Origin of the sequence: Arthrobacter sp. CAN_A2, assembly GCF_015752045.1 — a bacterium.
Lineage (GTDB): Bacteria > Actinomycetota > Actinomycetes > Actinomycetales > Micrococcaceae > Arthrobacter_D.
Genome location: NZ_JADOUS010000002.1, coordinates 312608 through 333108, shown reverse-complemented (window position 1 = coordinate 333108; position 20501 = coordinate 312608). Strand labels below are relative to the sequence as shown.

General features: G+C 70.9%; 20 protein-coding genes and 1 pseudogene. 8 read left to right on the top strand and 13 right to left on the bottom strand.

The annotated features are described in order from the left end of the window. Positions 1 to 39: 39 nt before the first annotated feature. Together mca and IWX63_RS03670 are read left to right on the top strand one after the other, a co-directional pair. Entirely contained in the window at positions 40 to 963 is a 924-nt protein-coding gene (gene mca / locus IWX63_RS03675) for a mycothiol conjugate amidase Mca (RefSeq protein WP_199276773.1), read from the top strand. Between the two features lie 92 nt (positions 964 to 1055). Next, positions 1056 to 1397: a hypothetical protein gene (locus IWX63_RS03670; protein ID WP_334685602.1), complete on the top strand. Its 342-nt coding sequence runs from the start codon at positions 1056 to 1058 to the stop codon at positions 1395 to 1397. Here the strand turns inward: IWX63_RS03670 and trhA are convergent. Next, a complete protein-coding gene (gene trhA, locus IWX63_RS03665) occupies positions 1394 to 2035 on the bottom strand; it encodes a PAQR family membrane homeostasis protein TrhA (RefSeq protein WP_334685634.1) in 642 nt (213 codons plus the stop codon). The two genes, IWX63_RS03670 and trhA, sit on opposite strands and share 4 nt — an antisense overlap. 306 nt (positions 2036 to 2341) lie before the next feature. Here trhA and IWX63_RS03660 point away from each other — a divergent pair, with 306 nt between their 5' ends. Together IWX63_RS03660 and IWX63_RS03655 are read left to right on the top strand one after the other, a co-directional pair. After that, positions 2342 to 3109 carry an isoprenyl transferase gene (locus tag IWX63_RS03660; protein ID WP_334685601.1) on the top strand — a complete coding sequence of 256 codons (768 nt, stop codon included), beginning with the start codon at positions 2342 to 2344 and terminating at the stop codon, positions 3107 to 3109. 151 nt (positions 3110 to 3260) lie between these two features. Further along, entirely contained in the window at positions 3261 to 4592 is a 1332-nt protein-coding gene (locus IWX63_RS03655) for a PhoH family protein (protein WP_334685600.1), read from the top strand. Between the two features lies 1 nt (position 4593). On the opposite strand, the gene IWX63_RS03650 is transcribed toward IWX63_RS03655, so the two are convergent. Continuing rightward, positions 4594 to 5349 carry a hypothetical protein gene (locus IWX63_RS03650; RefSeq protein ID WP_199276771.1) on the bottom strand — a complete coding sequence of 252 codons (756 nt, stop codon included), beginning with the start codon at positions 5347 to 5349 and terminating at the stop codon, positions 4594 to 4596. 58 nt (positions 5350 to 5407) lie between these two features. Here IWX63_RS03650 and IWX63_RS03645 point away from each other — a divergent pair, with 58 nt between their 5' ends. Together IWX63_RS03645 and IWX63_RS03640 are read left to right on the top strand one after the other, a co-directional pair. Beyond that, complete coding sequence (locus IWX63_RS03645; protein WP_199276770.1) at positions 5408 to 5914, top strand: prepilin peptidase; 507 nt, start codon at positions 5408 to 5410, stop codon at positions 5912 to 5914. A gap of 5 nt (positions 5915 to 5919) precedes the next feature. Then, positions 5920 to 6336 (top strand): annotated as a pseudogene (locus tag IWX63_RS03640) (NUDIX hydrolase); the annotation flags it as partial. Positions 6337 to 6509: 173 nt separating this feature from the next. Here IWX63_RS03640 and IWX63_RS03635 read toward each other — a convergent pair. From IWX63_RS03635 to IWX63_RS03615, 5 genes are all read right to left on the bottom strand, one after another. Next, on the bottom strand, positions 6510 to 8186 hold the full coding sequence (locus IWX63_RS03635) for an MDR family MFS transporter (RefSeq protein WP_199276769.1): 1677 nt from the start codon (positions 8184 to 8186) through the stop codon (positions 6510 to 6512). Then, positions 8183 to 8869: a TetR/AcrR family transcriptional regulator gene (locus IWX63_RS03630; protein WP_199276768.1), complete on the bottom strand. Its 687-nt coding sequence runs from the start codon at positions 8867 to 8869 to the stop codon at positions 8183 to 8185. Before IWX63_RS03630 ends, IWX63_RS03635 begins: the two co-directional genes overlap by 4 nt. A 112-nt stretch (positions 8870 to 8981) precedes the next feature. Beyond that, the gene (locus IWX63_RS03625) at positions 8982 to 10412 is read right to left on the bottom strand and encodes a class II fumarate hydratase (protein ID WP_199276767.1); all 1431 of its coding nucleotides are present in this window, start codon (positions 10410 to 10412) and stop codon (positions 8982 to 8984) included. A 22-nt stretch (positions 10413 to 10434) separates the two neighbouring features. Continuing rightward, complete coding sequence (locus IWX63_RS03620) at positions 10435 to 11049, bottom strand: carbonic anhydrase (RefSeq protein ID WP_199276766.1); 615 nt, start codon at positions 11047 to 11049, stop codon at positions 10435 to 10437. Positions 11050 to 11075: 26 nt separating this feature from the next. After that, entirely contained in the window at positions 11076 to 11840 is a 765-nt protein-coding gene (locus IWX63_RS03615; RefSeq protein WP_334685599.1) for a DUF4245 domain-containing protein, read from the bottom strand. Positions 11841 to 11994: 154 nt separating this feature from the next. Here IWX63_RS03615 and glpX point away from each other — a divergent pair, with 154 nt between their 5' ends. After that, entirely contained in the window at positions 11995 to 13047 is a 1053-nt protein-coding gene (gene glpX, locus IWX63_RS03610; RefSeq protein WP_052274139.1) for a class II fructose-bisphosphatase, read from the top strand. Positions 13048 to 13137: 90 nt separating this feature from the next. On the opposite strand, the gene IWX63_RS03605 is transcribed toward glpX, so the two are convergent. From IWX63_RS03605 to IWX63_RS03585, 5 genes are read right to left on the bottom strand one after another with little or no spacing between them, the layout of a single operon-like run. Beyond that, a complete protein-coding gene (locus IWX63_RS03605; RefSeq protein ID WP_199276765.1) occupies positions 13138 to 14130 on the bottom strand; it encodes a lipid II:glycine glycyltransferase FemX in 993 nt (330 codons plus the stop codon). Positions 14131 to 14134: 4 nt separating this feature from the next. Beyond that, a complete protein-coding gene (gene manA / locus IWX63_RS03600; RefSeq protein WP_199276764.1) occupies positions 14135 to 15418 on the bottom strand; it encodes a mannose-6-phosphate isomerase, class I in 1284 nt (427 codons plus the stop codon). A 53-nt stretch (positions 15419 to 15471) separates the two neighbouring features. Next, the gene (locus IWX63_RS03595) at positions 15472 to 17037 is read right to left on the bottom strand and encodes an LCP family glycopolymer transferase (RefSeq protein ID WP_199276939.1); all 1566 of its coding nucleotides are present in this window, start codon (positions 17035 to 17037) and stop codon (positions 15472 to 15474) included. Continuing rightward, complete coding sequence (gene purE, locus IWX63_RS03590) at positions 17037 to 17585, bottom strand: 5-(carboxyamino)imidazole ribonucleotide mutase (protein WP_199276763.1); 549 nt, start codon at positions 17583 to 17585, stop codon at positions 17037 to 17039. The genes IWX63_RS03595 and purE overlap by 1 nt, the downstream gene beginning before the upstream one ends. Continuing rightward, positions 17582 to 18757 carry a 5-(carboxyamino)imidazole ribonucleotide synthase gene (locus IWX63_RS03585; RefSeq protein ID WP_199276762.1) on the bottom strand — a complete coding sequence of 392 codons (1176 nt, stop codon included), beginning with the start codon at positions 18755 to 18757 and terminating at the stop codon, positions 17582 to 17584. The genes purE and IWX63_RS03585 overlap by 4 nt, the downstream gene beginning before the upstream one ends. A 292-nt stretch (positions 18758 to 19049) precedes the next feature. Between IWX63_RS03585 and IWX63_RS03580 the strand changes: the two genes are divergently transcribed. Further along, positions 19050 to 19604, top strand: coding sequence for a GtrA family protein (locus IWX63_RS03580; protein WP_199276761.1), 555 nt, complete (start codon positions 19050 to 19052; stop codon positions 19602 to 19604). On the opposite strand, the gene IWX63_RS03575 is transcribed toward IWX63_RS03580, so the two are convergent. Continuing rightward, positions 19579 to 20397, bottom strand: coding sequence for a TIGR03089 family protein (locus tag IWX63_RS03575; RefSeq protein WP_199276760.1), 819 nt, complete (start codon positions 20395 to 20397; stop codon positions 19579 to 19581). The two genes, IWX63_RS03580 and IWX63_RS03575, sit on opposite strands and share 26 nt — an antisense overlap. Positions 20398 to 20501: the final 104 nt, after the last annotated feature.

Here is a 20501-nt window from a genome sequence, read left to right as displayed (position 1 = left end):
TCCCACCCGAACCTCCCCCCGAACAGCCAGGAGCGCGTGTTGCTAACCCAGGATCAGCCCCTCGAGTCCCGCGAGGGTCTCCGCCTCCTCGCGGTACACGCCCACCCGGACGACGAGTCGAGCAAGGGTGCGGCCACGATGGCCGGTTACGTGGCGGCAGGAGCCGAGGTGATGGTGGCGACCTGCACCGGGGGTGAGCGCGGCGACATCCTCAATGCGGCGATGAACGACGATCCGCACGGCCGGCGCGACCTCGCCGGCCTCCGCCGGCTCGAGATGGCCCGCGCCGCCGCGGAGCTCGGCATCCAGCAGCGGTGGCTCGGGTTCGAGGACTCGGGGCTGCCCGAGGGCGACCCCCTGCCCGACCTGCCGGTGGGGTGCTTCGCCCTGCAGCCGCTCGAGCGGGCGGCCGCGCCCCTCGTGAAGCTGGTGCGCGAGTTCCGTCCGCACGTGATCATCAGCTACGACGAGAACGGCGGCTACCCGCACCCCGATCACATCATGGCCCACCGCGTCGCCGTGGAGGCGTTCGACGCGGCGGCCGACCCGGGGCGCTACCCCAGGACGGGCGAGGCCTGGAGCGTGTCCAAGCTCTACTACGACCGCGCGTTCAACCCCGAGCGTTTCCGCGCCCTGCACTTCGCCCTCGAGGATGCCGGCCTGCAGTCCCCGTACGCCGAGCGCATCGCGCAGTGGCTCGAGGCGGATGCCGAGGGGCACCAGCCGTCCGCTCCCACCCACGCGACCACCACGCAGATCCACTGCGGGGACTTCTTCGGGCACCGCGAACGGGCGCTCCTCGCGCACCGCACCCAGGTGGACCCCGAGGGCTTCTTCTTCGCCGTCTCGGTCGAGATGCAGCAGAGGGTGTGGCCGTGGGAGGACTACTCGCTCATCACCTCGCGGGTGGCGTCGCAGGTGCCCGAGCACGACTTCTTCGCGGGCATCACCGCCGACGCGTAGGACCCCCGGGGTCCGTCCACCAGTTCTATCCCGCGTAGAATTGCAGGCGGCGGTCACCGTGATCCGCTGCGAGCTTCGAAAGTGGTGCATGCGTGTTCCTTGACCTCAGCCTGGCTGCAACGACGATGACGCCGTCGGGCGATCCGACGCTGAAACCAGGGCTGGACCCCGCGTCCGTGACGCCCGGGACCCTCGGGTTCCTGGCGACCCTCTTCGTCGTCGTGCTGGTCATCCTCCTGATCCGCGACATGACCAAGCGCATCCGCCGCGTCCGCTACACCGCGGAGGTGGACCAGGCTCGTGCCCAGCGCGACGCCGGGCCCGGCGCTGCGGCGGACGGCGTTCCCGACGGTGCGGCCGACGGGCGGCCGACGGGCCAGGACGACACCGGGCGGCCCATGCCCGGAGGGAAGCACGGACCGGACAACCGCTAGGCCTGGACGGGGTTCAGGACCGCGAGCATGATCGCGATGAAGTGCGCGGCGAAGGCCGCCACGGTGAAGGCGTGGAACAGCTCGTGGAACCCGAAGACGCGGAGCGAGAAGTTGGGACGCTTGATCCCGTAGAACACGGCGCCCGTGATGTAGAGCGCGCCGCCCACGCAGATGAGGACGGCGGCGGCGACGTCGGCCCGGAAGAAGTCGGGCATGTAGAACACCGAGCCGAGGCCGAGCGCCACGTAGATCGGGACGTACAGCCAGCGCGGGGCATCGACCCAGAGGTTGCGGAACAGCACGCCGGCGATCGCGCCGCCCCAGATGATCCACAGAAGTGTCTCGGCCTTGCCGCGCGGCAGCAGCGCCCAGGCGAGGGGCGTGTAGGACCCGGCGATGACCAGCATGATGTTGGTGTGGTCGAGGCGCTTGAGCACCACCTTCACCCCGGGGCTCCAGTCGCCGCGGTGGTAGACGGCGCTCACCCCGAAGAGCAGCACGCCGGTGAAGGCGTAGATGGCGGAGGCGATCTTCAGCCCCGGCGTCGGCGCCAGCACCACGAGGACGATGCCGGCCGCGACCGCCAGCGGGGTCGCCACCGCATGGATCCACCCCCGCCAGAGCGGCTTGCTCGCCATCGCGTCCGCGAGGGGTCCGGCCACCGAACCGACCGTGTCCTCGAACGCCGTGGCGCGGCTGCCGGCGGGGTCCGAAGGGCGGGGGTGGGGGGCCTGGTCGCGCGGGGTCATAGCCCGGATTCTAGCCCACGGCGATGCGTGCGGACCGCTGCCCGTGAGGCACCCGCAACCCCTGGACAGCATCGGCGCAGGCCGTTGTGAGGCGACTGCCGGTACGGTAGGAAGAGGTATGCGGAGCGCCGGGCGTTCCGTCGCGACGAAGTTCCGGCCCCCGCCGGACCATGGACTCAGGAGGTGCTGCCGGGCGTGACGTGGAAGTTCCCCGAAGTCGGCTACAGCTTCTACGAGCGCAGGCTGCAACGCAACCTCGCGCCCGAGCGGATCCCCCACCACATCGGTGTCATGGTGGACGGGAACCGCCGGTGGGCGAAGCTCGCCGGCGCTCCGACGAGCCATGGCCACCAGGCCGGCGCGGACAAGATCCACGAGTTCCTCGGCTGGTGCGAGGAACTCGGCGTCGACGTCGTCACCCTCTACATGCTCTCCACCGACAACATGGGCCGCCCCCAGGAGGAGATCGACCAGCTCCTCGACATCATCGCGAACACCCTGGACCGGCTGGGCGAGAGCAACCGGGTACGGGTGCAGCCGGTCGGCGCCCTCGACCTGCTGCCGGAGGACCTCAGCGGCAAGCTCGTGGACCTCGCCGCGTCCACGTCGACCATCGACGGGATCCACGTCAACGTCGCGGTGGGCTACGGGGGGCGGCGTGAGATCGTCGACGCCGTCAAGGAGCTCATGGGGGACGCAGCGGCCCGGGGGATGTCCCTGGAGACGCTCGCCGAGGAGCTGACGGACCAGCACATCTCCGCCCGCCTCTACACGCGCGGCCAGCAGGACCCGGACCTCGTCATCCGCACCTCCGGCGAGCAGCGGCTCTCCGGCTTCCTCATGTGGCAGAGCGCGTACAGCGAGTTCTACTTCTGCGAGGCCCTCTGGCCCGATTTCCGCCGCGTGGATTTCCTGCGCGCCCTGCGCGACTTCGGCCGACGCCAGCGCCGTTTCGGCTCCTGAGAGTTCACCGGTTCTTCACGCCCGACACGGCGGCTCCGATCGTCGCCGCACGGACCGGAGGCGTAGGGTCGAGCCATCGACGGGTGCCCGGATCCGTACCGTGCCCCGACCCTACGAATTCGGGGTGCGTCCACCCCGGAGCGGAGTCCACGTGGCGACACCCACCACCGCACGACCGACCGGTGCATCGGCCCACCGTCGCAGCTACGTCGTCGATACCTCGGTCCTGTTGTCGGACCCCCGGGCCATCCTGCGGTTCGAGGAACACGAGGTGGTCCTGCCCATCGTCGTGATCTCCGAACTCGAGGGCAAGCGGCACGATCCGGAGCTCGGATACTTCGCCCGGAAGGCGCTCGGGCTGCTGGACGACCTCAGGGTGGCCCACGGCGGCCTCGACCGTGACGTCCCCCTCGGGGATGAGGGCGGTACGCTGCGCGTCGAACTGAACCATGTGTCCCCGGACGTGCTGCCCGTCGGGTTCAGGAGCGGCGACAGCGATTCGCGGATCCTCGCGGTCGCGAAGAGCCTCGCGGTCGGGGGGCGCGATGTCACGGTGGTCTCCAAGGACCTGCCGCTGCGCGTCAAGGCCTCCGCGATGGGACTCCGGGCCGAGGAGTACCGCAGCGAGTTCGTCAGGGATTCCGGCTGGACCGGCGTCGCGGAACTCGACGCCACGGTCGAGGAGATGGACGCGCTGTACCGGCACGAGGCCGTCTTCACGCCGGCCGCCGCCGAGCAGCGGGTCAACACCGGTGTCATCATGCTCTCGCCGCGCGGTTCGGCGCTGGGGCGCATCGGGGCGGACAAGCACGTGCGCCTGGTGCGGGGCGATCGCGACGTCTTCGGGCTGCACGGTCGTTCCGCCGAGCAGCGCCTGGCCATCGACCTCCTGCTGGACCCCGAGGTGGGGATCGTCTCGCTGGGCGGCCGGGCCGGCACCGGCAAGTCCGCCCTCGCCCTGTGCGCGGGACTCGAGGCGGTGCTCGAACGCCGGGAGCACCGCAAGGTCGTGGTCTTCCGGCCGCTCTACGCCGTGGGCGGCCAGGAGCTCGGCTACCTCCCCGGCGGTGAGAACGAGAAGATGAATCCCTGGGCGCAGGCGGTCTTCGACACCCTCGGCGCGCTCGTGTCGCAGGAGGTCGTCGAGGAGGTCCTGGACCGCGGCATGCTGGAGGTGCTGCCGCTCACCCACATCCGTGGCCGCAGCCTGCACGACTCCTTCGTCATCGTCGACGAGGCCCAGTCCCTCGAGAAGAACGTGCTCCTGACGGTCATGAGCCGCATCGGGCAGCATTCCAGGATCGTCCTCACGCACGACGTCGCCCAGCGCGACAACCTGCACGTGGGACGCCACGACGGCATCGCGGCCGTCGTCGAGATCCTCAAGGGGCACCCGCTGTTCGGGCATGTCACCCTCACGCGGTCGGAGCGCTCGCCGATCGCGGCCCTCGTGACGGAGTTGCTGGAAGGTACGGAGACCTAGGTCATTTCACGATCCACGGCACATGCCGGCTGACGTCGCTCAGTTCCGGCGGCGCCGCCCGGAAGTAGTCGTCGGTCAGGTACTCGTCCACGCCGAGGATCTGCAGGTCGTGGCCGGCGCCGCGCGTCGGGCCGTCGAGCGCGGTCGTGGAGACGCAGACCCCCGTGCCGACGTCGATGAGCACGCGCGTCCGCCCTTCGCCGATCAGGGGTCGGTCGGGTGCGGTCGCGGTGTAGCCGGCGTTGGGGGTGAGCGTCGCGGCGAGCACCGGGCGGCCGGCGAACACCTCCTCCGCGAGATCCTCCACCTCGACCCGGTTGGCCCCGGGGAAGAGCATCGCGACGGGTGCGTTGCCGGCGAGCTCCACCGGGTCGAGCATCGAGGACCAGCGCGGATCGCCGAAGACCGCCTCGCCGTAGGCGGCCTCCGGCCGGCGTCGCACGAACCCGGCGTCGTCGTACACGGGGGTCACGAGGCGCGGTGCGAGGAGCCACGACTTCCGGGTGGCGCTCACGTACATCGCGTCGCGGGAGGTCTCGTTGCCGGTGGTCGAATGGAGGAGCGTGCCGTCCGCGGCCTCCACGCGCAGCGCCGCGGGCCGGCGCAGCCACGCCAGAAGCGGCGGGGCCGTGTCGCTGCCCGCCTCCGACGGCGCGCGCCAGGTGATGGTGAACCGCAGGGTCTCCCAGCGCCAGGGCGAGGAGCGGCAGAGCGAGCGGAACGTCTCCTCGGGACTGGAACTGTGGTGGGCCGACATTTCCACAGTCTAGCCGTCGCCGTACCGCCGGATCAGGGCCGTCGCGTAGGTTGGAGCCGTGACCGCCCTGCTCTCCGACTACCTGGCCAGGGAGCCCGCCGCCTTCGTCCTCCTCGCCGCCGCGCTCGCGGGGTTCGCCGTCGTCGGCGTCCGGCTGAGCATCATCGACTGGCGTACCCACCGGCTCCCGGACCGCATCGTCCTGCCGTCCTATCCCGCCGCGATCCTGCTCCTGGGGGCTGCCGCCGGTACCGCGGGGGACTGGCAGCGGATCCCGTGGATGCTGGGCGGGGGAGCGGTTCTCCTGGTCGCCTTCGCGGCGCTGCACCTGCTCCACCCCCGGGGGCTGGGTCTCGGGGACGTGAAGCTCGCGGGACTCCTGGGCCTCTACCTGGGCTTCGCCGGTCGGGACGAACTCTGGTGGGGGCCGTTCCTCGCCGTCGTGCTCGGCGGCACCTGGAGCCTGATGCTCCTGGCCGTACGGCGGGCGACGCTCCACTCGTCGGTGGCCTTCGGGCCGTTCCTCATCGCGGGGGCAGCCCTCGGCCTCGCTGTACTACGCTGAAAATCATGCCCACCCCGGACTTCGTCATCGCACTGCGCCGCAAGATCGGCCACGACCCCCTCTGGCTCCCGGGGGTGGGCGGCGTGGTCCTCGACGACGACGGGCGCGTGCTCCTCGGTCGGCGGGCAGACAACGGCGCGTGGGCCATCATCACGGGCATGGTGGACCCCGGCGAGGAGCCGGCGATGGCCCTGCGCCGCGAGGTCGAGGAGGAGACCGGCGTCATCGTCGAAGTCGAGTGCCTGCTCGGGACGAACGTCGTGGGGCCGATCACCTACCCCAACGGCGACGTGGCGACGTTCCTGACCCTCGACTTCCGGTGCCGATGGGTCAGCGGCACTGCGCGCGTCAACGACGACGAGTCGACCGACGTCCGCTGGTTCGCGTTGGAGGCCCTGCCCCACCTCAGCCCCCGGCACCTGGCCTGGTGCAGGGGGCCGCAGCCTTCGACGGCGTGGCCCGCTTCTTGTCCTGACCGTCCCGGCAGCGCGCACGGGCCGGCAGCGCGCACGCGTCGGCCGCCGCTCGGGCCGGACGCCGCTCGGGTCGGCAGCGCGCACGGGCCGGCCGCCGCTCGGGCCGGGCGTCGGACGGTTCAGGCGTCGGAATGCTCCGACGACCCGGTGGGTGCGCCCGCCGTCGTGGTCGGCGCCTGGCCCGCGGAGCCGCCCGGGCCGGTAGCGCGTTCGCGCTCGAGGCGGACGGCTTCCTCGCCGCCGATCGCCTCGCCGCGCGCGACCATGCCCGATGTCGCCGACAGCGGGATCTCCCGCAGCAGGAGCGCGAGGACGAGGGCGATCGCCAGGAACGGCACGAGGTAGAGGAACACGGGCGCCAGCGACTCGGCGTAGTCGCTCACGACGGCGGCGCGCACCTGGTCCGGCAGGGCGTTGAGCGCGGCCGGATCGAGGGTGGATGTTGCCTGGCCCGCGGCCTCCGGACTGGCGCCGAACGAGGCGAATGTCCCGTTGAGCCGTTCCGAGAGGCGGCTCGTGAAGATGGCGCCGAAGACGGCGACGCCGAGCGACGCACCGACCTCGCGGAAGTAGTTGTTGGTGCTGGTGGCGACGCCGACCATGGTCGGGGCCACCGCGTTCTGCACCACGAGGACGATCACCTGCATGATGAGGCCCAGCCCCGCGCCGAAGAAGAACAGCATGGTGCAGATGACCCAGATCGGGGTGGCGGCCGTGAGCGTGGACATCCAGACCAGGGTCGCGAGGGTGATCGAGACGCCGACGATCGGGTACTTGCGGTACCGGCCGGTGCGGGAGATCGCGATGCCGGACCAGATCGACGTCCCCATGAGGCCCACGATCATCGGGACGAGGAGCAGCCCGGACACGGCGGCCGACGTCCCGGAGGCCATCTGCAGGAAGGTCGGCATGAACGCCAGCGCGGCGAACATGCCGAGGCCGAGCGTCAGGCCGATGCCGGTACTGGTCACGAAGGTGCGGTTGCGGAAGAGGTGCAGCGGGATGATCGGGTCCTCGGCGCGGCGCTCGACCATGATGAAGGCCGCCACGGCCAGGACCATACCGGCCCCGAATGCCCAGGTGAGCGGCGAGGTCCAGCCCTCTGCCGCGTCGCCGCCGAAGTCGGTGAAGAAGATCAGGCAGGTCGTGGCGATGGACAGCAGGACGACGCCGGGGAGGTCGATGCGCTTCGTGGCCTTCCTGGACGGCAGCCGCAGCGTGAACCAGGCGATGGCGAAGGCGGCGATACCGATGGGGATGTTGATGTAGAACGCCCAGTTCCACGTGAGGTGGTCCACGAAGTAGCCGCCGAGCAGGGGCCCGGCGACGGCGCTGAGGCCGAAGATGCCGCCGAGGGGGCCCATGTACTTGCCGCGCTCGTTGGCCGGGACGATGTCGGCGATGATCGCCTGCGACAGGATCATCAGGCCGCCGCCGCCGAGGCCCTGGATGGCCCGGAAGATCACGAACGCCCAGAAGTCCGTGGCAAACGCGCACCCGATCGAGGCGACCGTGAAGAGCGCGATGGCGAAGAGGAAGAGGTTGCGGCGCCCCAGGACGTCGCCGAACTTGCCGTAGATGGGCATCACGATCGTGGTGGCGAGGAGGTACGCCGTCGTGATCCAGACCTGGTGCTCGACGCCGCCGAGCTGGCCCACGATGGTGGGCATGGCGGTGGAGACGATGGTCTGGTCGAGGCTCGAGAGCAGCATCCCGGCGATGAGCGCCGAGAAGATGATCCAGATGCGTCTCTGCGTCAGGAGGAGCGCGCCGTCCTGCGCCGTCGTTGTACTCATGCTGTGTCCTGGTTCTCGGGAACGGGGAGGCCGCCGGCGGCCTCCGGGGAAGGGGAGGGTGAAGGGGAAGGGAAGAGGTAGCGCAGGGCGTCGATGTTCCGCCGGAAGACCTCCCCGTAGGAGAGGGGGTTGCCCTCCGCGAAGAACTCGTCGAAGGACCTGCGGGCCAGGCCGCCCAGCACGAAGGTGGCGACGCGCGCTTCCGGGGAGTCCGCCGGCAGGCCCTCCCGCTCGAGGATGAGGTCGGTCAGGAGCTGGGACTTCGACTCGGTCCGGGCGGCCATCCTCACCAGGAGGTGCGGTTCACGGTGCAGGACGGCGGACATCGCCTCGTACTCCTCCCGCGTGATCGCCATCCGGCTGCCGAACGCCGCGAAGAGGTCGGCGAGGGCGTCGAGGAGGGGCTGGGGTGGTGTGGTCCGGCCGGAGTCGATGAAGGCGTCGAGGATCGCCTGCGGGAGGCCCTCGTCGGGATGCCCGAGGACGGCATCCTCCTTCGACGGGAAGTAGTTGAAGAACGTGCGCCGGGAGATACCGACCTCGTCACACAGCTGCTCGACCGTGAATCCGGTGAGGCCGTGCTCGAGGGTGAGCCGCCGTGCCACCGACACGACGGAGGCCCTCGTCCGGCGGCGCTTGCGCTCCCGGAGCCCGGGGGCCTCGTCTGTTGCACTCTCAGTCACGGAGTATATATTTGCACTCGAAACCTTCAAGTGCAAAATAATGCGTCCCGGACACGGGGGAGGGGCGCACCCGGGCGGGTACGCCCCTCCCGGAGCCGGGGACCGCTGCGGGTCAGGCCTGCGGGGGTCGCGTCATCGAGAGGACATCGAGCGCCGAGTCCAGCTGCTCCTCGGTCAGCTCGCCGCGCTCCACGAACCCGAGGGCGACGACGGCCTCGCGCACCGTGAGGCCCTCGGCGACGGCCTTCTTCGCGATCTTCGCCGCGTTCTCGTAGCCGATGTACTTGTTGAGCGGCGTGACGATCGAGGGGGACGCCTCGGCGAGGAAGCGCGCACGCTCGACGTTCGCGGTGATGCCGTCGATCATGCGGTCGGCGGACACGCGCGTCGAGGTGCTCAGCAGGCGGATGGATTCCAAGACGTTCCGGGCGATCACGGGGATGCCGACGTTCAGCTCGAACGCCCCGTTGGTACCGGACCAGGCCACGGTGGCGTCATTGCCCACCACCTGCGCGCAGACCATGATGACGGCCTCCGCGATCACCGGGTTGACCTTGCCGGGCATGATCGACGAGCCGGGCTGCAGGTCCGGGAGGGCGATCTCGCCGAGGCCGGTGTTGGGGCCGGACCCGAGCCAGCGCAGATCGTTGTGGATCTTCGTGAGGGACACAGCGATGGTGCGCAGCATGCCCGAGACCTCGACGAGGGAGTCGCGGTTGGCCTGCGCCTCGAAGTGGTCGCGTGCCTCGGTGAGCGGGAGCCCGGTGTCCTCGGCGAGCAGTTCGATGACCCGCGCCGAGAAGCCGGCCGGGGTGTTGATGCCGGTGCCGACGGCGGTGCCGCCCAGCGGCACCTCGGCCACCCGGGGCAGCGAGGCCTCGATGCGCTCGATCCCGTAGCGCACCTGGGCCGCGTAGCCGCCGAATTCCTGGCCCAGCGTGACCGGGGTGGCGTCCATGAGGTGGGTGCGGCCGGATTTGACCACGGTGCTGAACTCGGCGGCCTTGCGCTCGAGCGCCTCGGCGAGGTGCGCCAGCGCCGGGATGAGGTCCTTGACGAGCGCCGACGTCGCGGCGACATGGACGGACGTGGGGAAGACGTCGTTCGAGGACTGCGACGCGTTGACGTGGTCGTTCGGGTGCACCGAGGTGGAGCTCCCGGCTGCCTCGAGTGCGCGGCTCGCGAGGGTCGCGATGACCTCGTTCGCGTTCATGTTCGAGGACGTGCCCGAGCCCGTCTGGTAGATGTCCACGGGGAAGTCGCCGTCGTACCGGCCCGACGCCACGTCCTCGGCCGCCGCCTCGATGGCCCGCGCACGCTCCTCGTCGAGCACGCCGAGCTCGGCGTTGGCCGTCGCTGCGGCCTTCTTGATGCGCGCGAGCGCCTCGATGTGCGACCGCTCGAGGGTGGTGCCGGAGATGGGAAAGTTCTCGACGGCCCGCTGCGTCTGCGCCCGGTACAGGGCGTCGACCGGGACACGCACCTCGCCCATGGTGTCGTGTTCGATGCGGTATTCCGGGCTGGCTGCAGGCGTTGGAGTCATGCCGCAATTCTCACTGCTGGCTCTACAGTGCGCCAAATCCTGACACCAGCACGGCCTTGCCCTCGTCGAGGCGGTAGGAGACGCCGATGACGGCGACCGCCCCGTCCTCGACGGCGTCCGAGATGACGCGGGAGCTGTCGACCAGCCGCTGGGCGGTCTGCTTCGTGTGCTCGATGACGGTCGTGTTGACGTCGCTGATCCCTGCCCGCCGCGCGGTCAGGACGGACGGGGTGATTCGTTCGACGAGGTCGCGGAGGAAGCCCGTGGGCATGTCGCCGGTCTCGATCGCGTTCATGGTCGCGGTGACGGCACCGCAGCTGTCATGACCGAGGATCACGATCAGCGGGACGCCGAGCACGCTCACGCTGTACTCGAGCGAGCCGAGGACGGCGTCGTCGATCACCTGCCCGGCGGTGCGGACCACGAAGACGTCGCCGAGGCCGAGGTCGAAGATGATCTCCGCGGCCAGGCGCGAGTCCGAGCAGCCGAAGATGACGGCGAACGGGTTCTGGTCGTTCACGAGCGCGGTGCGGCGCAGGGCGTCCTGGTTGGGGTGCGAGACGTCGGAGGCCACGAACCGCGCGTTGCCCTCCTGCAGTCGAAGCCAGGCAGCGGCGGGGGTCAGTTGCTGGGTCACGCCGCCCACTGTACTGTCTCCGGCCCTCAGGAGCCGTCCGCGGCCGAAGATGACAGGCGCTCGGCCTCCTCGACGGCGTTCTGCCGGATGTCCTCGACGACGGCCTCGCCCACGGTGTCGAACTCGGTGAGGGAGGCCTCCCCGTTGAGGACGACCGTCACGCCGTCCACCTCGGACGTCAGGACGGTGTCGCCGTTCGGCGCGTCCAGGAGGTCCCACTCGATCCCGCCGATGGTCCGCGCGCCCGAGACCTGGGCGTCGCCGACGCGCTGGGCCGTCCACGTGGGGTTCGCGTCGTCGGTCTGGGTGAGCTGGATGAAGCCGGTGTCCGCGGTGAGGAACCCGACCTCCCAGAAATCGACGGCGTCGCTGCGTCCGGTGACCCAGCGTGCGTAGTTGGAGGACCAGCCCTCCGGCAGGGCCGGCGACGCCGGGAGGTAGCCGGCGTCGCCCGCGGCCTGGCGCGCGACGGTCTCGACGTCGATGTCGCGCCGGTAGGTCTCCGCGGTGTAGGTGGGATTCAGGAAGTAGACCGGGAGGACGACGGCGATGGTCGCGCCGGTGGCGATCAGCATGCCGCGGGCCGTGGAGCTGGCGCGTTTGGCCTGGTTCGGCGTGAGCGTGATGGGCGGGGCGTCGGCGTCCAGTTCCTCCGCGAGCCGGGCGCCGTCGGCCGGGCGCGGGGACGGTTGTTCGACCGCCTGCGCGGCCGGCTGCTCGGCCTCGTCCCGCCCGTCCCCGGAGCGTGGTCGTGTCCCGGGGGTGGTCCGCTCGTCGCCTTGATCGCTCACCCCTCCATTTTCGCTGATGCCGGCCGCGGCACCTAACCGGGCGGGTGCCCGGGGTGCAGCACGGATGCGCCATGGGCGGGCGCGGCGCCGTCCGCGCGCCTATGATGACACCACCGGACAGGTACGCCCGCATCCTGGCCGATGACCTTCGACGATGAGGATAGACGTGTCCCAGAACGCTACGAATGCCCAGTACTCGACCCTGTCACCGGCCCTGGCCGTCGGGGACAAGGAACCGGACCGGAACCTCGCCCTCGAACTCGTCCGCGTCACGGAGGCCGCGGCCATCGCGGGCGGTCACTGGGTAGGGTTCGGCGACAAGAACCTGGCCGACGGCGCCGCGGTGGACGCAATGCGGTCCCTCCTGCAGACGGTGCACTTCAACGGCATCGTGGTGATCGGGGAGGGCGAGAAGGACGAGGCCCCCATGCTGTTCAACGGTGAACGCGTGGGCGACGGCAGCGGTCCCGAGTGCGATGTCGCCGTCGACCCGATCGACGGCACCCGCCTGACGGCGCTGGGCATCAACAACGCGCTCGCCGTGCTCGCGGTCGCGGAGCGGGGCTCGATGTTCGACCCGTCCGCCGTCTTCTACATGGAGAAGCTCGTGACCGGGCCGGAAGCCGCCGACATGGTGGACCTGCGCCTGCCGGTCAAGCAGAACCTGCATCTCATCGCGAAGGCGAACAACAAGAAGGTCAGCCAGCTCAACGTGATGATCCTGGACCGCGACCGCCACAAGCCGCTCGTCGAGGAGATCCGCGCGGCCGGCGCGCGCACCAAGTTCATCATGGACGGCGACGTCGCCGGGGCCATCGCCGCGGCCCGCGAGGGGACCGACGTCGACGCCCTGATGGGCATCGGCGGGACCCCCGAGGGGATCGTGGCGGCCTGCGCCATCAAGTCCCTCGGCGGCGTCATCCAGGGCAGGCTCTGGCCCACCAGCGACGAGGAGAAGCAGAAGGCGCTCGACGCGGGGCACGACCTCGACCGCGTCCTGTCGACCAACGACCTCGTCACGAGCGACAACTGCTACTTCGCGGCCACGGGCATCACCGACGGCGACCTGCTGCGCGGCGTGCGCTACAGCAAGGACAAGGTCCTCACGCAGTCCATCGTCATGCGCTCGAAGTCCGGCACCATCCGCGTGGTCGACGGCGAGCACCAGGCCCACAAGTGGGAGACCTACGCGCGCGTCCGGGACTAGCGGGCCGCGCCGCGCGAGCCGCCGGGGCCGGCTGTCCTGCGAAGTACGAGCCGCCGGGACAGGGGCCGCGCCGCCGTACGAGCCTCCGCGTCAGCGGTGGACCGCGGTGCGCAGCCGGGCAGGCAGTGTCCGTGCGGCGCGCAGGCCCTGGCGGGCGGCCTGCGCCCCGGCCCGGGCCAGCTCGTAGCCGCGGTAGCGCAGCTTGCGCACCGGCAGGTCCCAGGTCCCCGGGTAGGCGACCTCGCGGCCGCCGAAGGACTTCTTGAACGCCGTGAAGCCCGCCCACTTGTGGTCCGGGTGGTCCGCGGGGGCGACGCCCCAGAGGTCCACCTGCTTCAGTCCCCTGTCCGCGGCATCGGCCATGAGGGTGACCAGCAGCGGGATCCCGGCACTGAGTTTCCGGTGGGCGTCGTCCAGCGCTGCGTGGGCATAGGTCCGCGTGTCCGCCGAGTCGTAGGCGAGGGCGGCGGCGATCGGCGCGCCGTCGAGCTCCGCGATGAAGAGGGTCGCGGCGCCGGCGGGCATGAGGGATCGGGCCACCTGGGTCAGGTAGTCGTCGCTCTGCGGCTTGAAGCCGTTGCGCGCCGACGTCAGGTGCAGGAAGCGCAGCAGGACCGCGATCTCCGCGGGGTCCTGGCTGGACTGGAAGGTCACGCCCTTCTTGTGGATGTTGCGGTACAGATTGCGGTTGACCGGCTTCATGTCCGCGAGGACGTCCTTGAAGTCCCGGTCCAGGTCCACGATCCAGGTGAGCTCCGGCTGCTGGTTGGCCGGGGCCGGCCGGAGGCCGCGCGTGCGCAGGAACGCGGCGGGGTCGGCATCCGCGAGGCCTGCATCCACCGGCTCGATCCGGACGAACACGGCGCCGCTGCTGCGCGCCAGGTCCGTCAGTGCGGCCAGTGCGGCGTCGAAGGCGGCCGGGGAGGTGGCGATCGGACCGTAGGGGACGTAGAGCAGTGGCCCGGCGGGATTGCTCTCCTCGATGGCCAGGAAGCGCCAGCCGGGACCCGAGTGCTCATGGACGGTGCGTCCCAGGTCGCGCTGGAGTGCGCCCCACTGCGGGCTCTGCAGGAAGTGGTCCATGGTCTCAGCGTCCCGGGGCGGTGGTGACGGCGAAGCCCAGGGCGGGGCCCGTGGCCCCGGACACCACGTGGGCGTTGACCGGCGCCTCCGCGGCGGGCAGGAAGGCGCTGTCGCCGCGTTCCAGCCGCAGCTCGCCCTTCGGCGAGTCGAGCAGCACGGAGCCCGACACCACGATGATCACTGCGGGCCCTTCCTGCGCCAGCGGGACGGGCCCGGCATCGGGTTCGAGCTGGACGCGCTGGAGCTGGAACTCCCGGAAGGGCGGCCGGAACACCTCCTGTCCCAGCAGCGTCGTCTCGGCGCCGAGTGTCGGCACGCCGACGGCCTCGAAGGAGATGGTTCGGAGCAGCTCCGGCACGTCCACGAACTTCGGCGTGAGTCCGCCGCGCAGGACGTTGTCCGAGGAGGCCATGACTTCGATGCCGAGCCCGTGCAGGTACGCGTGGACGTTGCCGGCCGGGAGGTAGGCGGCCTCCCCGGGCGCCAGCGAGACGCGGTTGAGCAGCAGGGAGATCAGCACCCCCGAGTCGCCCGGGTACTGCGCGTCGAGCGTCACGACGGTGGAGAGCTCCGCCTCGTACGGCGCCGTCGGGGCGCCGGAGGCCAGGGCGGCCACGACCGCCGCCGTCGCTTCCGTGACATCCGTGCCGCCCGCGATCAGCCGTTCGAAGGCCGACCGCAGGGCGGTGCGCTCCTCCGGCTGGGCCAGATCCTGGAGCAGCAGCGGGACCAGGGGAGGGAGGGCGAGGCCGGCGGCGTCGATCTGCGCCGCCAGCATCGCGACGACGGCCCGCGCCTGCGCCGCCGGCCGGAAGCCGCACAGCATCTCGAACGGCGTCAGCGCGAGGAGCATCTCCGGTTTGTGGTTGTCGTCCTTGTAGTTGCGTCCCGCCGCAGCGCGGTCCACCCCGGCGGCCTCTTCGCGGGCGAAGCCCTCCCGGGCCTGCTCGAGGGTCGGATGCACCTGGAGCGAGAGCGGGGTTTCCGCGGCGAGGACCTTGAGCAGGAAGGGGAGCCGGCCGAATTCCGCCGCGACTACGGCGCCCAGGTGGTGCTCCGGGTCCTCCGCGATCAGCTCGTCCAGCGGGCGCCCGCCCGCACGGCTCGCGGCGGCGTCGGGCGCCTCGTCCGGTCCGCCCGGACCGAGCGCCACCGAGGGCGAGTCCGGGTGCGCCCCGATCCACAGCTCCGCCTCGGGCCCGCCCGACCGCTCCCTGCCCAGCAGGTCGGCGATCGCGTGGTCCGACCCCCAGGCGTAGGGGCGGAGGGTGTTGTCGAGGAGATACATCGTCAGGTCCTTGGGATGGTCGGGTTGATCGTCGGGAGGCGGCCACTGCGGGGTCAGGCGGGGGAGCATTCCCCGTTGTCGGACAGCAGCTGGCCGAGCGTCAGGTCGTCGCCGATCGTCGCGAGTTCCTGCAGGTACTCCTCCGTGATGCCGTCGTCGACGGTCTGCTCCGGGACCCGTGCGACGAGTCCCGCACGCTCGAGCGGCAGGGCTCCGCCCGCGGCGGGGTCACCGACCGCGAGCATCTCCTGCACCCGGGCATGGATGAGGTCGATGTCGGGATAGGTGACGAAGTTCTCCGCCGGTGTGCCGAAGTCCGGGGGGCCGATCGTGAGGCGGCGGGTCTCCTGGCCCTGGGCCTTGAGCCCGAGGTCGACGAAGCCGGCCAGCTGGTCCTGCGGGATGTCCGTCTCGACGATCTGTGTGCCGGCGGCGGCGATCGACTGGAACCGCCTCAAAAGGGTGGCCGGGTCCAGCTGGGCGATCATGGCCTGCTGGACGCACTGCTGGCGGGCGATGCGGTCGTAGTCCGTGACGAACTCGCGGCTCCGGGCATACCACAGGGCGTGATAGCCGTCGAGGGTCTGGACGCCCGGCTTGATCCAGCCGTCCGGCGGGTAGTGGCGGATCGGATCGGTGCCGGGGATCTCGGCGGCCGTGATGGGGACCCAGCCGCCGGCGTCGATCCGGATCCCGCCCATGGCGTCGACCAGTTGCTCGAAGCCGTTCATGTCGACGAGGACGTAGGACTGGACCTCGATCCCGAGGACACCGCTCGCAGCGTCCATCATCGCCTCGGCGCCCGGATCCTGGGCCTCGGGGTACAGGTCCGTGTAGTTCTGCGTCACGTCCGTGTACAGGCTGTTGATGATGCAGGGGTCGCCGCAGTTGTAGCCGTCGGGGTAGACCTCCCAGAGGGGGGAGTCCTCGGAGAACGGGGCGTTCTGGAAGTTGCGCGGGATGCTGAACGTGACGGTGGCGCCCGTCTCGGCGTCGACGCTGATCACCGAGATGCTGTCCGGCCTGCGGCCTGTGCGGTCCTCCCCGGCGTCGCCGCCCATGAGGAGGAAGTTGTACCGGCCGTCGACGGGGTCGAAGGCCGGTCCGGACTGGAAGATCGAGCCGACCGTCGAGCGGCCCACCCCGAGGACGTAGGCGCCATAGGCGAGGGATCCGCTGGTGAGCACCATGAGTACTGCGAGGGCGCCTGCCACGACGGGGCGCATGCCGCGGTCGAGCAGGGGGATGCGGATGAGGCGCAGGGTGTTCAGGAAGAGCAGTGCCCACGCGACGGCGATCCCGAGGAGCACGGCGATCAGCAGCAGCGACCACCAGCGGTGGGTGACGATGCCGACGACGAGGCTCCGGTCCGTCACGGCGAGGATGATGCCCAGGAGCAGGAGCGCCCAGCAGGCGAACGTGGTGCGCAGCGCCCTGCGCCCGAGGCGCCGGTCCCCGGCGACGGTCTGCGCGGATCCCGGCAGGACGAGCGTCAGGGCGAGGAGGACGAAGGCGCGCTTGGTGCGGACCGCGGGCGGAGCGGACTCCGGGTACCGCACGGGATCGGTGGAGGTGCCGGCGCCGCGCGCTCCGTGGCCGTTGGTGCGCGTCGCCGTCATCATGCGTCGGCCGCCGTCGACTCCGCGATGCGGGAGCGGAGGGCGCTGCCCTTCTCCTCGGCGGTCCGCCGGAGCGCCCCGGCGAACTCGATGAGCTGGCGGCGCAGGGTGGCCGCCTGCTCGTCCGTGCCGGAGGCGAGCATCCTCACGGCGAGCAGTCCCGCGTTGCGGGCGCCGCCGATGGACACGGTGGCCACGGGGACGCCGGCCGGCATCTGCACGATCGACAGGAGCGAGTCCATGCCGTCGAGGTAGCGCAGCGGGACCGGCACGCCGATCACGGGCAGCGGCGTCACGGAGGCGAGCATGCCCGGAAGGTGGGCGGCGCCCCCGGCGCCGGCGATGATGACCCGGAGTCCGCGCTCGTGGGCGCTCCGGCCGTACTCGATCATGACGTCGGGCATGCGGTGCGCGGACACGACGTCCGCCTCGTAGGGGATGGAGAACTCGGCCAGTGCAGCCGCTGCGGCTTCCATGACGGGCCAATCGGAGTCCGAGCCCATCACGAGGCCTACCTGGGCGTTCGTCACTGCATTCCCTTCGGTCATTCCTGGATGGTGGAGGGTGTCCCGGTGCCGTCGCGGAGTGTCGCGGCTACCCTCGTGGCCCTCGCGCGGACGTCGGCCAGCGGTTCCCCGCGGGCCGCCAGCGCGTTCACGTGGCCGATCTTCCGGCCGGGACGCACGTCCTTGCCGTAGAAGTGCACTTTAGCGGACGGTCCTGAGGACAGGGCCGCCGGGTACGCCGCGTAGATGTCCATGTTCACCCCGCCGAGGATGTTCTTCATGACGGCGTGCTCCGCCACCGGGGCCGTCGATCCCAGGGGGAGGTCGAGCACGGCACGCAGGTGCTGTTCGAACTGGCCGGTCACGGCGCCGTCCATGGTCCAGTGGCCCGAGTTGTGCGGGCGCATCGCGAGTTCGTTGATGAGGTAGCCCGGTCCGGACCCGGGGGTCTCGAAGAGCTCGACCGCCATGACGCCGGTGACGTCGAGGCGTTCGGCGAGATGCAGCGCTGCAGCGGTGACGGCGCGGGCGACATCGTCCGCCAGGGCGGGGGCGGGGGCGATCACCTCGTCGCACACGCTGTCCACCTGGATCGACTCGACCACCGGCCACGCCACGGCCTCCCCGGACGGCCGCCGGGCCACGAGGACGGACAATTCACGGCTGAACGGGACGAACTGCTCGACCAGCAGCTCGCCGCCGGTGAACCAGTCCCGGGCCGACTCGAGGGCCGCGGCGTCGCACAGCACGAGGACCCCCTTGCCGTCGTATCCGCCGCGGGGTGTCTTGAGGACCACCGGCCACCCGGTCGAGGCCGCGAAGGACACGACGTCGGACGGGTCCGTCACCGCCTGCCACGACGGGTTGGGCAGGCCGAGCCGGTCCACGGCCCGCCGCATCACCAGTTTGTCCTGGGCGTGCCGGAGCGCCGCCGGCGAGGGGTGGATGGTGACGCCGTCGCCCGCCAGTTCCGCGAGGAGCTCACCCGGGACGTGCTCGTGGTCGAAGGTGACGACGTCGACCCCCGCGGCGAAGGCACGCAGCGTCTCGCGGTCGCGGTAGTCGCCCACCTGCGAGTGGGCGACGGCCGCCACTGCGGACACGTCGGGGCCCTCTGCAAGGACGCGGAGTTCGAGGCCGAGTTCGACGGCGGGGCCGGCCATCATGCGGGCGAGCTGGCCGCCGCCGATGACGCCTATCACGGGAAAAGTCACCACTACAGGGTAACCACGGGGCGGCCGGACCCGGCCATCCGGCGGGTCGGACGGAGGAGTCCGGGCCGTGTCTCACGGGGAGTCGTCGGACCGCCACCGGGGTTTTCGAACCCGGTGGGGGACGGGTGGCCGCGAAGAGGCCGTAAAATGGCTCGAAACGCGCCATGCAAAGGTCAGCCTGGGTTGCTCGCTCTGCTGGCCCCGTCGCGGTTTGTCCTGCAGGTCCGCCGGGAGCATGCCCTGCGGTACCGGCGTTCGTATCGGACCACGGAGGTTGACAGTGGCAGGACTCATGGATCGGATCAGGGGCCTCGCCTCCATCTTCTGGCGCGAGGTGGCAAAATTCGGGGCGGTCGGCGGAGTGGCCTTCGTCATCGACAACGGCCTGTACTGGTACCTGATCCACGGGCCCATGAGCGGCAGCGAGGTCAAGGCGCGCTTCGTCTCGGCGGGCATAGCGACGATCTTCGCGTGGGTCGCCAACCGCTACTGGACCTTCCGCCGCCGCCGCCAGCCCAACCCGGCCCGCGAACTGGCCATGTTCGTCTTCATCAACGTGATCGGCATGGGCATCGCCGCGGGCTGCGTCTGGGTCGCCAAGTATGTGTTCGACGTCATCGAGCCGGGTCCGCTGTTCATCGTCGGGGTCTTCGGCACCGTGCTCGCCACGTTCGTCCGCTTCGTCGCCTACCGGTTCTGGGTGTTCAACGTCGAACTCGACGAGGACCCGGAGTTCAGCCACGACCAGGAGCTCGTCCATCCGCAGGCGGGCCAGGCCGACCCGGCGGACCCAGCCGCGACGGCCCCCGGGGCCGAGAAGGTCAGGCAGTCCCCAGCCGGTCAGTGACCCTCTCGCCGCTCAGCATCCGATCGGTGACCGGGACGCCGTCCTCCACGAGGACGAGTGCCCCGTCCCGTTCCCACACCGCGAGCGCCGCGGACAGGGCCCGCAGCAGACCGACGCCGGGTTCGAGGAGCAGCGTCGGCGACCCGGCATCGGTATAGGTGGTGCTGGTGGTATCGGTGGTGGCGGCTCCGGCAGCGGAGTCCCTGCCCCGCCCGTGACCACCCGGCAGCGCCAGGGTGTCCACGAGGTCCGCTGCCGTCAGCATTCCTCCGGGGGTGCGGACCAGGGGAGCGGACGCCGCCCCGGGATCGTCCGCTGCGTCGAGGAAGACGTCGCCGTGGGACCGCACCTCGGCCGCGAAGTCGACCGCCCCCCGGGGCAGCGTCCCGTCCCATCGGAGCGCCAGGGAGCCGAGGGCCACGCAGGCCAGCAGTCGCGGCGGGTCCACCTCCACGCCGGCCTGCGAGGACAGCACGATGTCGGCGTCGGCGGACGTGCCGACGGTCGCGGCGGACCGGACGTCGTCGTCCTCCAGGACGACGACGGCGCCCACCTGCCAGCAGGCGAAGACGAGGGCGAGCGTCTTCCAGTGAACCGGCAGGTCGACGGCGACGGTCGTCCCGCCGGCGGCGTCGAGCTCGTCGACGAGGAGGTTCGAGCTCTTGGCGACCCAGTTGTCGAAGACGCGCCCGGACAGCTCGATGCGGCCTTCCCTGCCGTGCCAGACCAGGCGCGGGGAGGTGGGACTGACGGACCGCATCCTTGTCAGGAGCTGTGTTGGTGTCTGTGGCATGATGGGCCTCTTCCGCCTCGATGGTCGATTTTCCGCGTCGATACAAGTAGTGACTACGCGCCGACGCGCCGACGAAGACAGGTAGTCCAGGCGGCGTGGCGCTC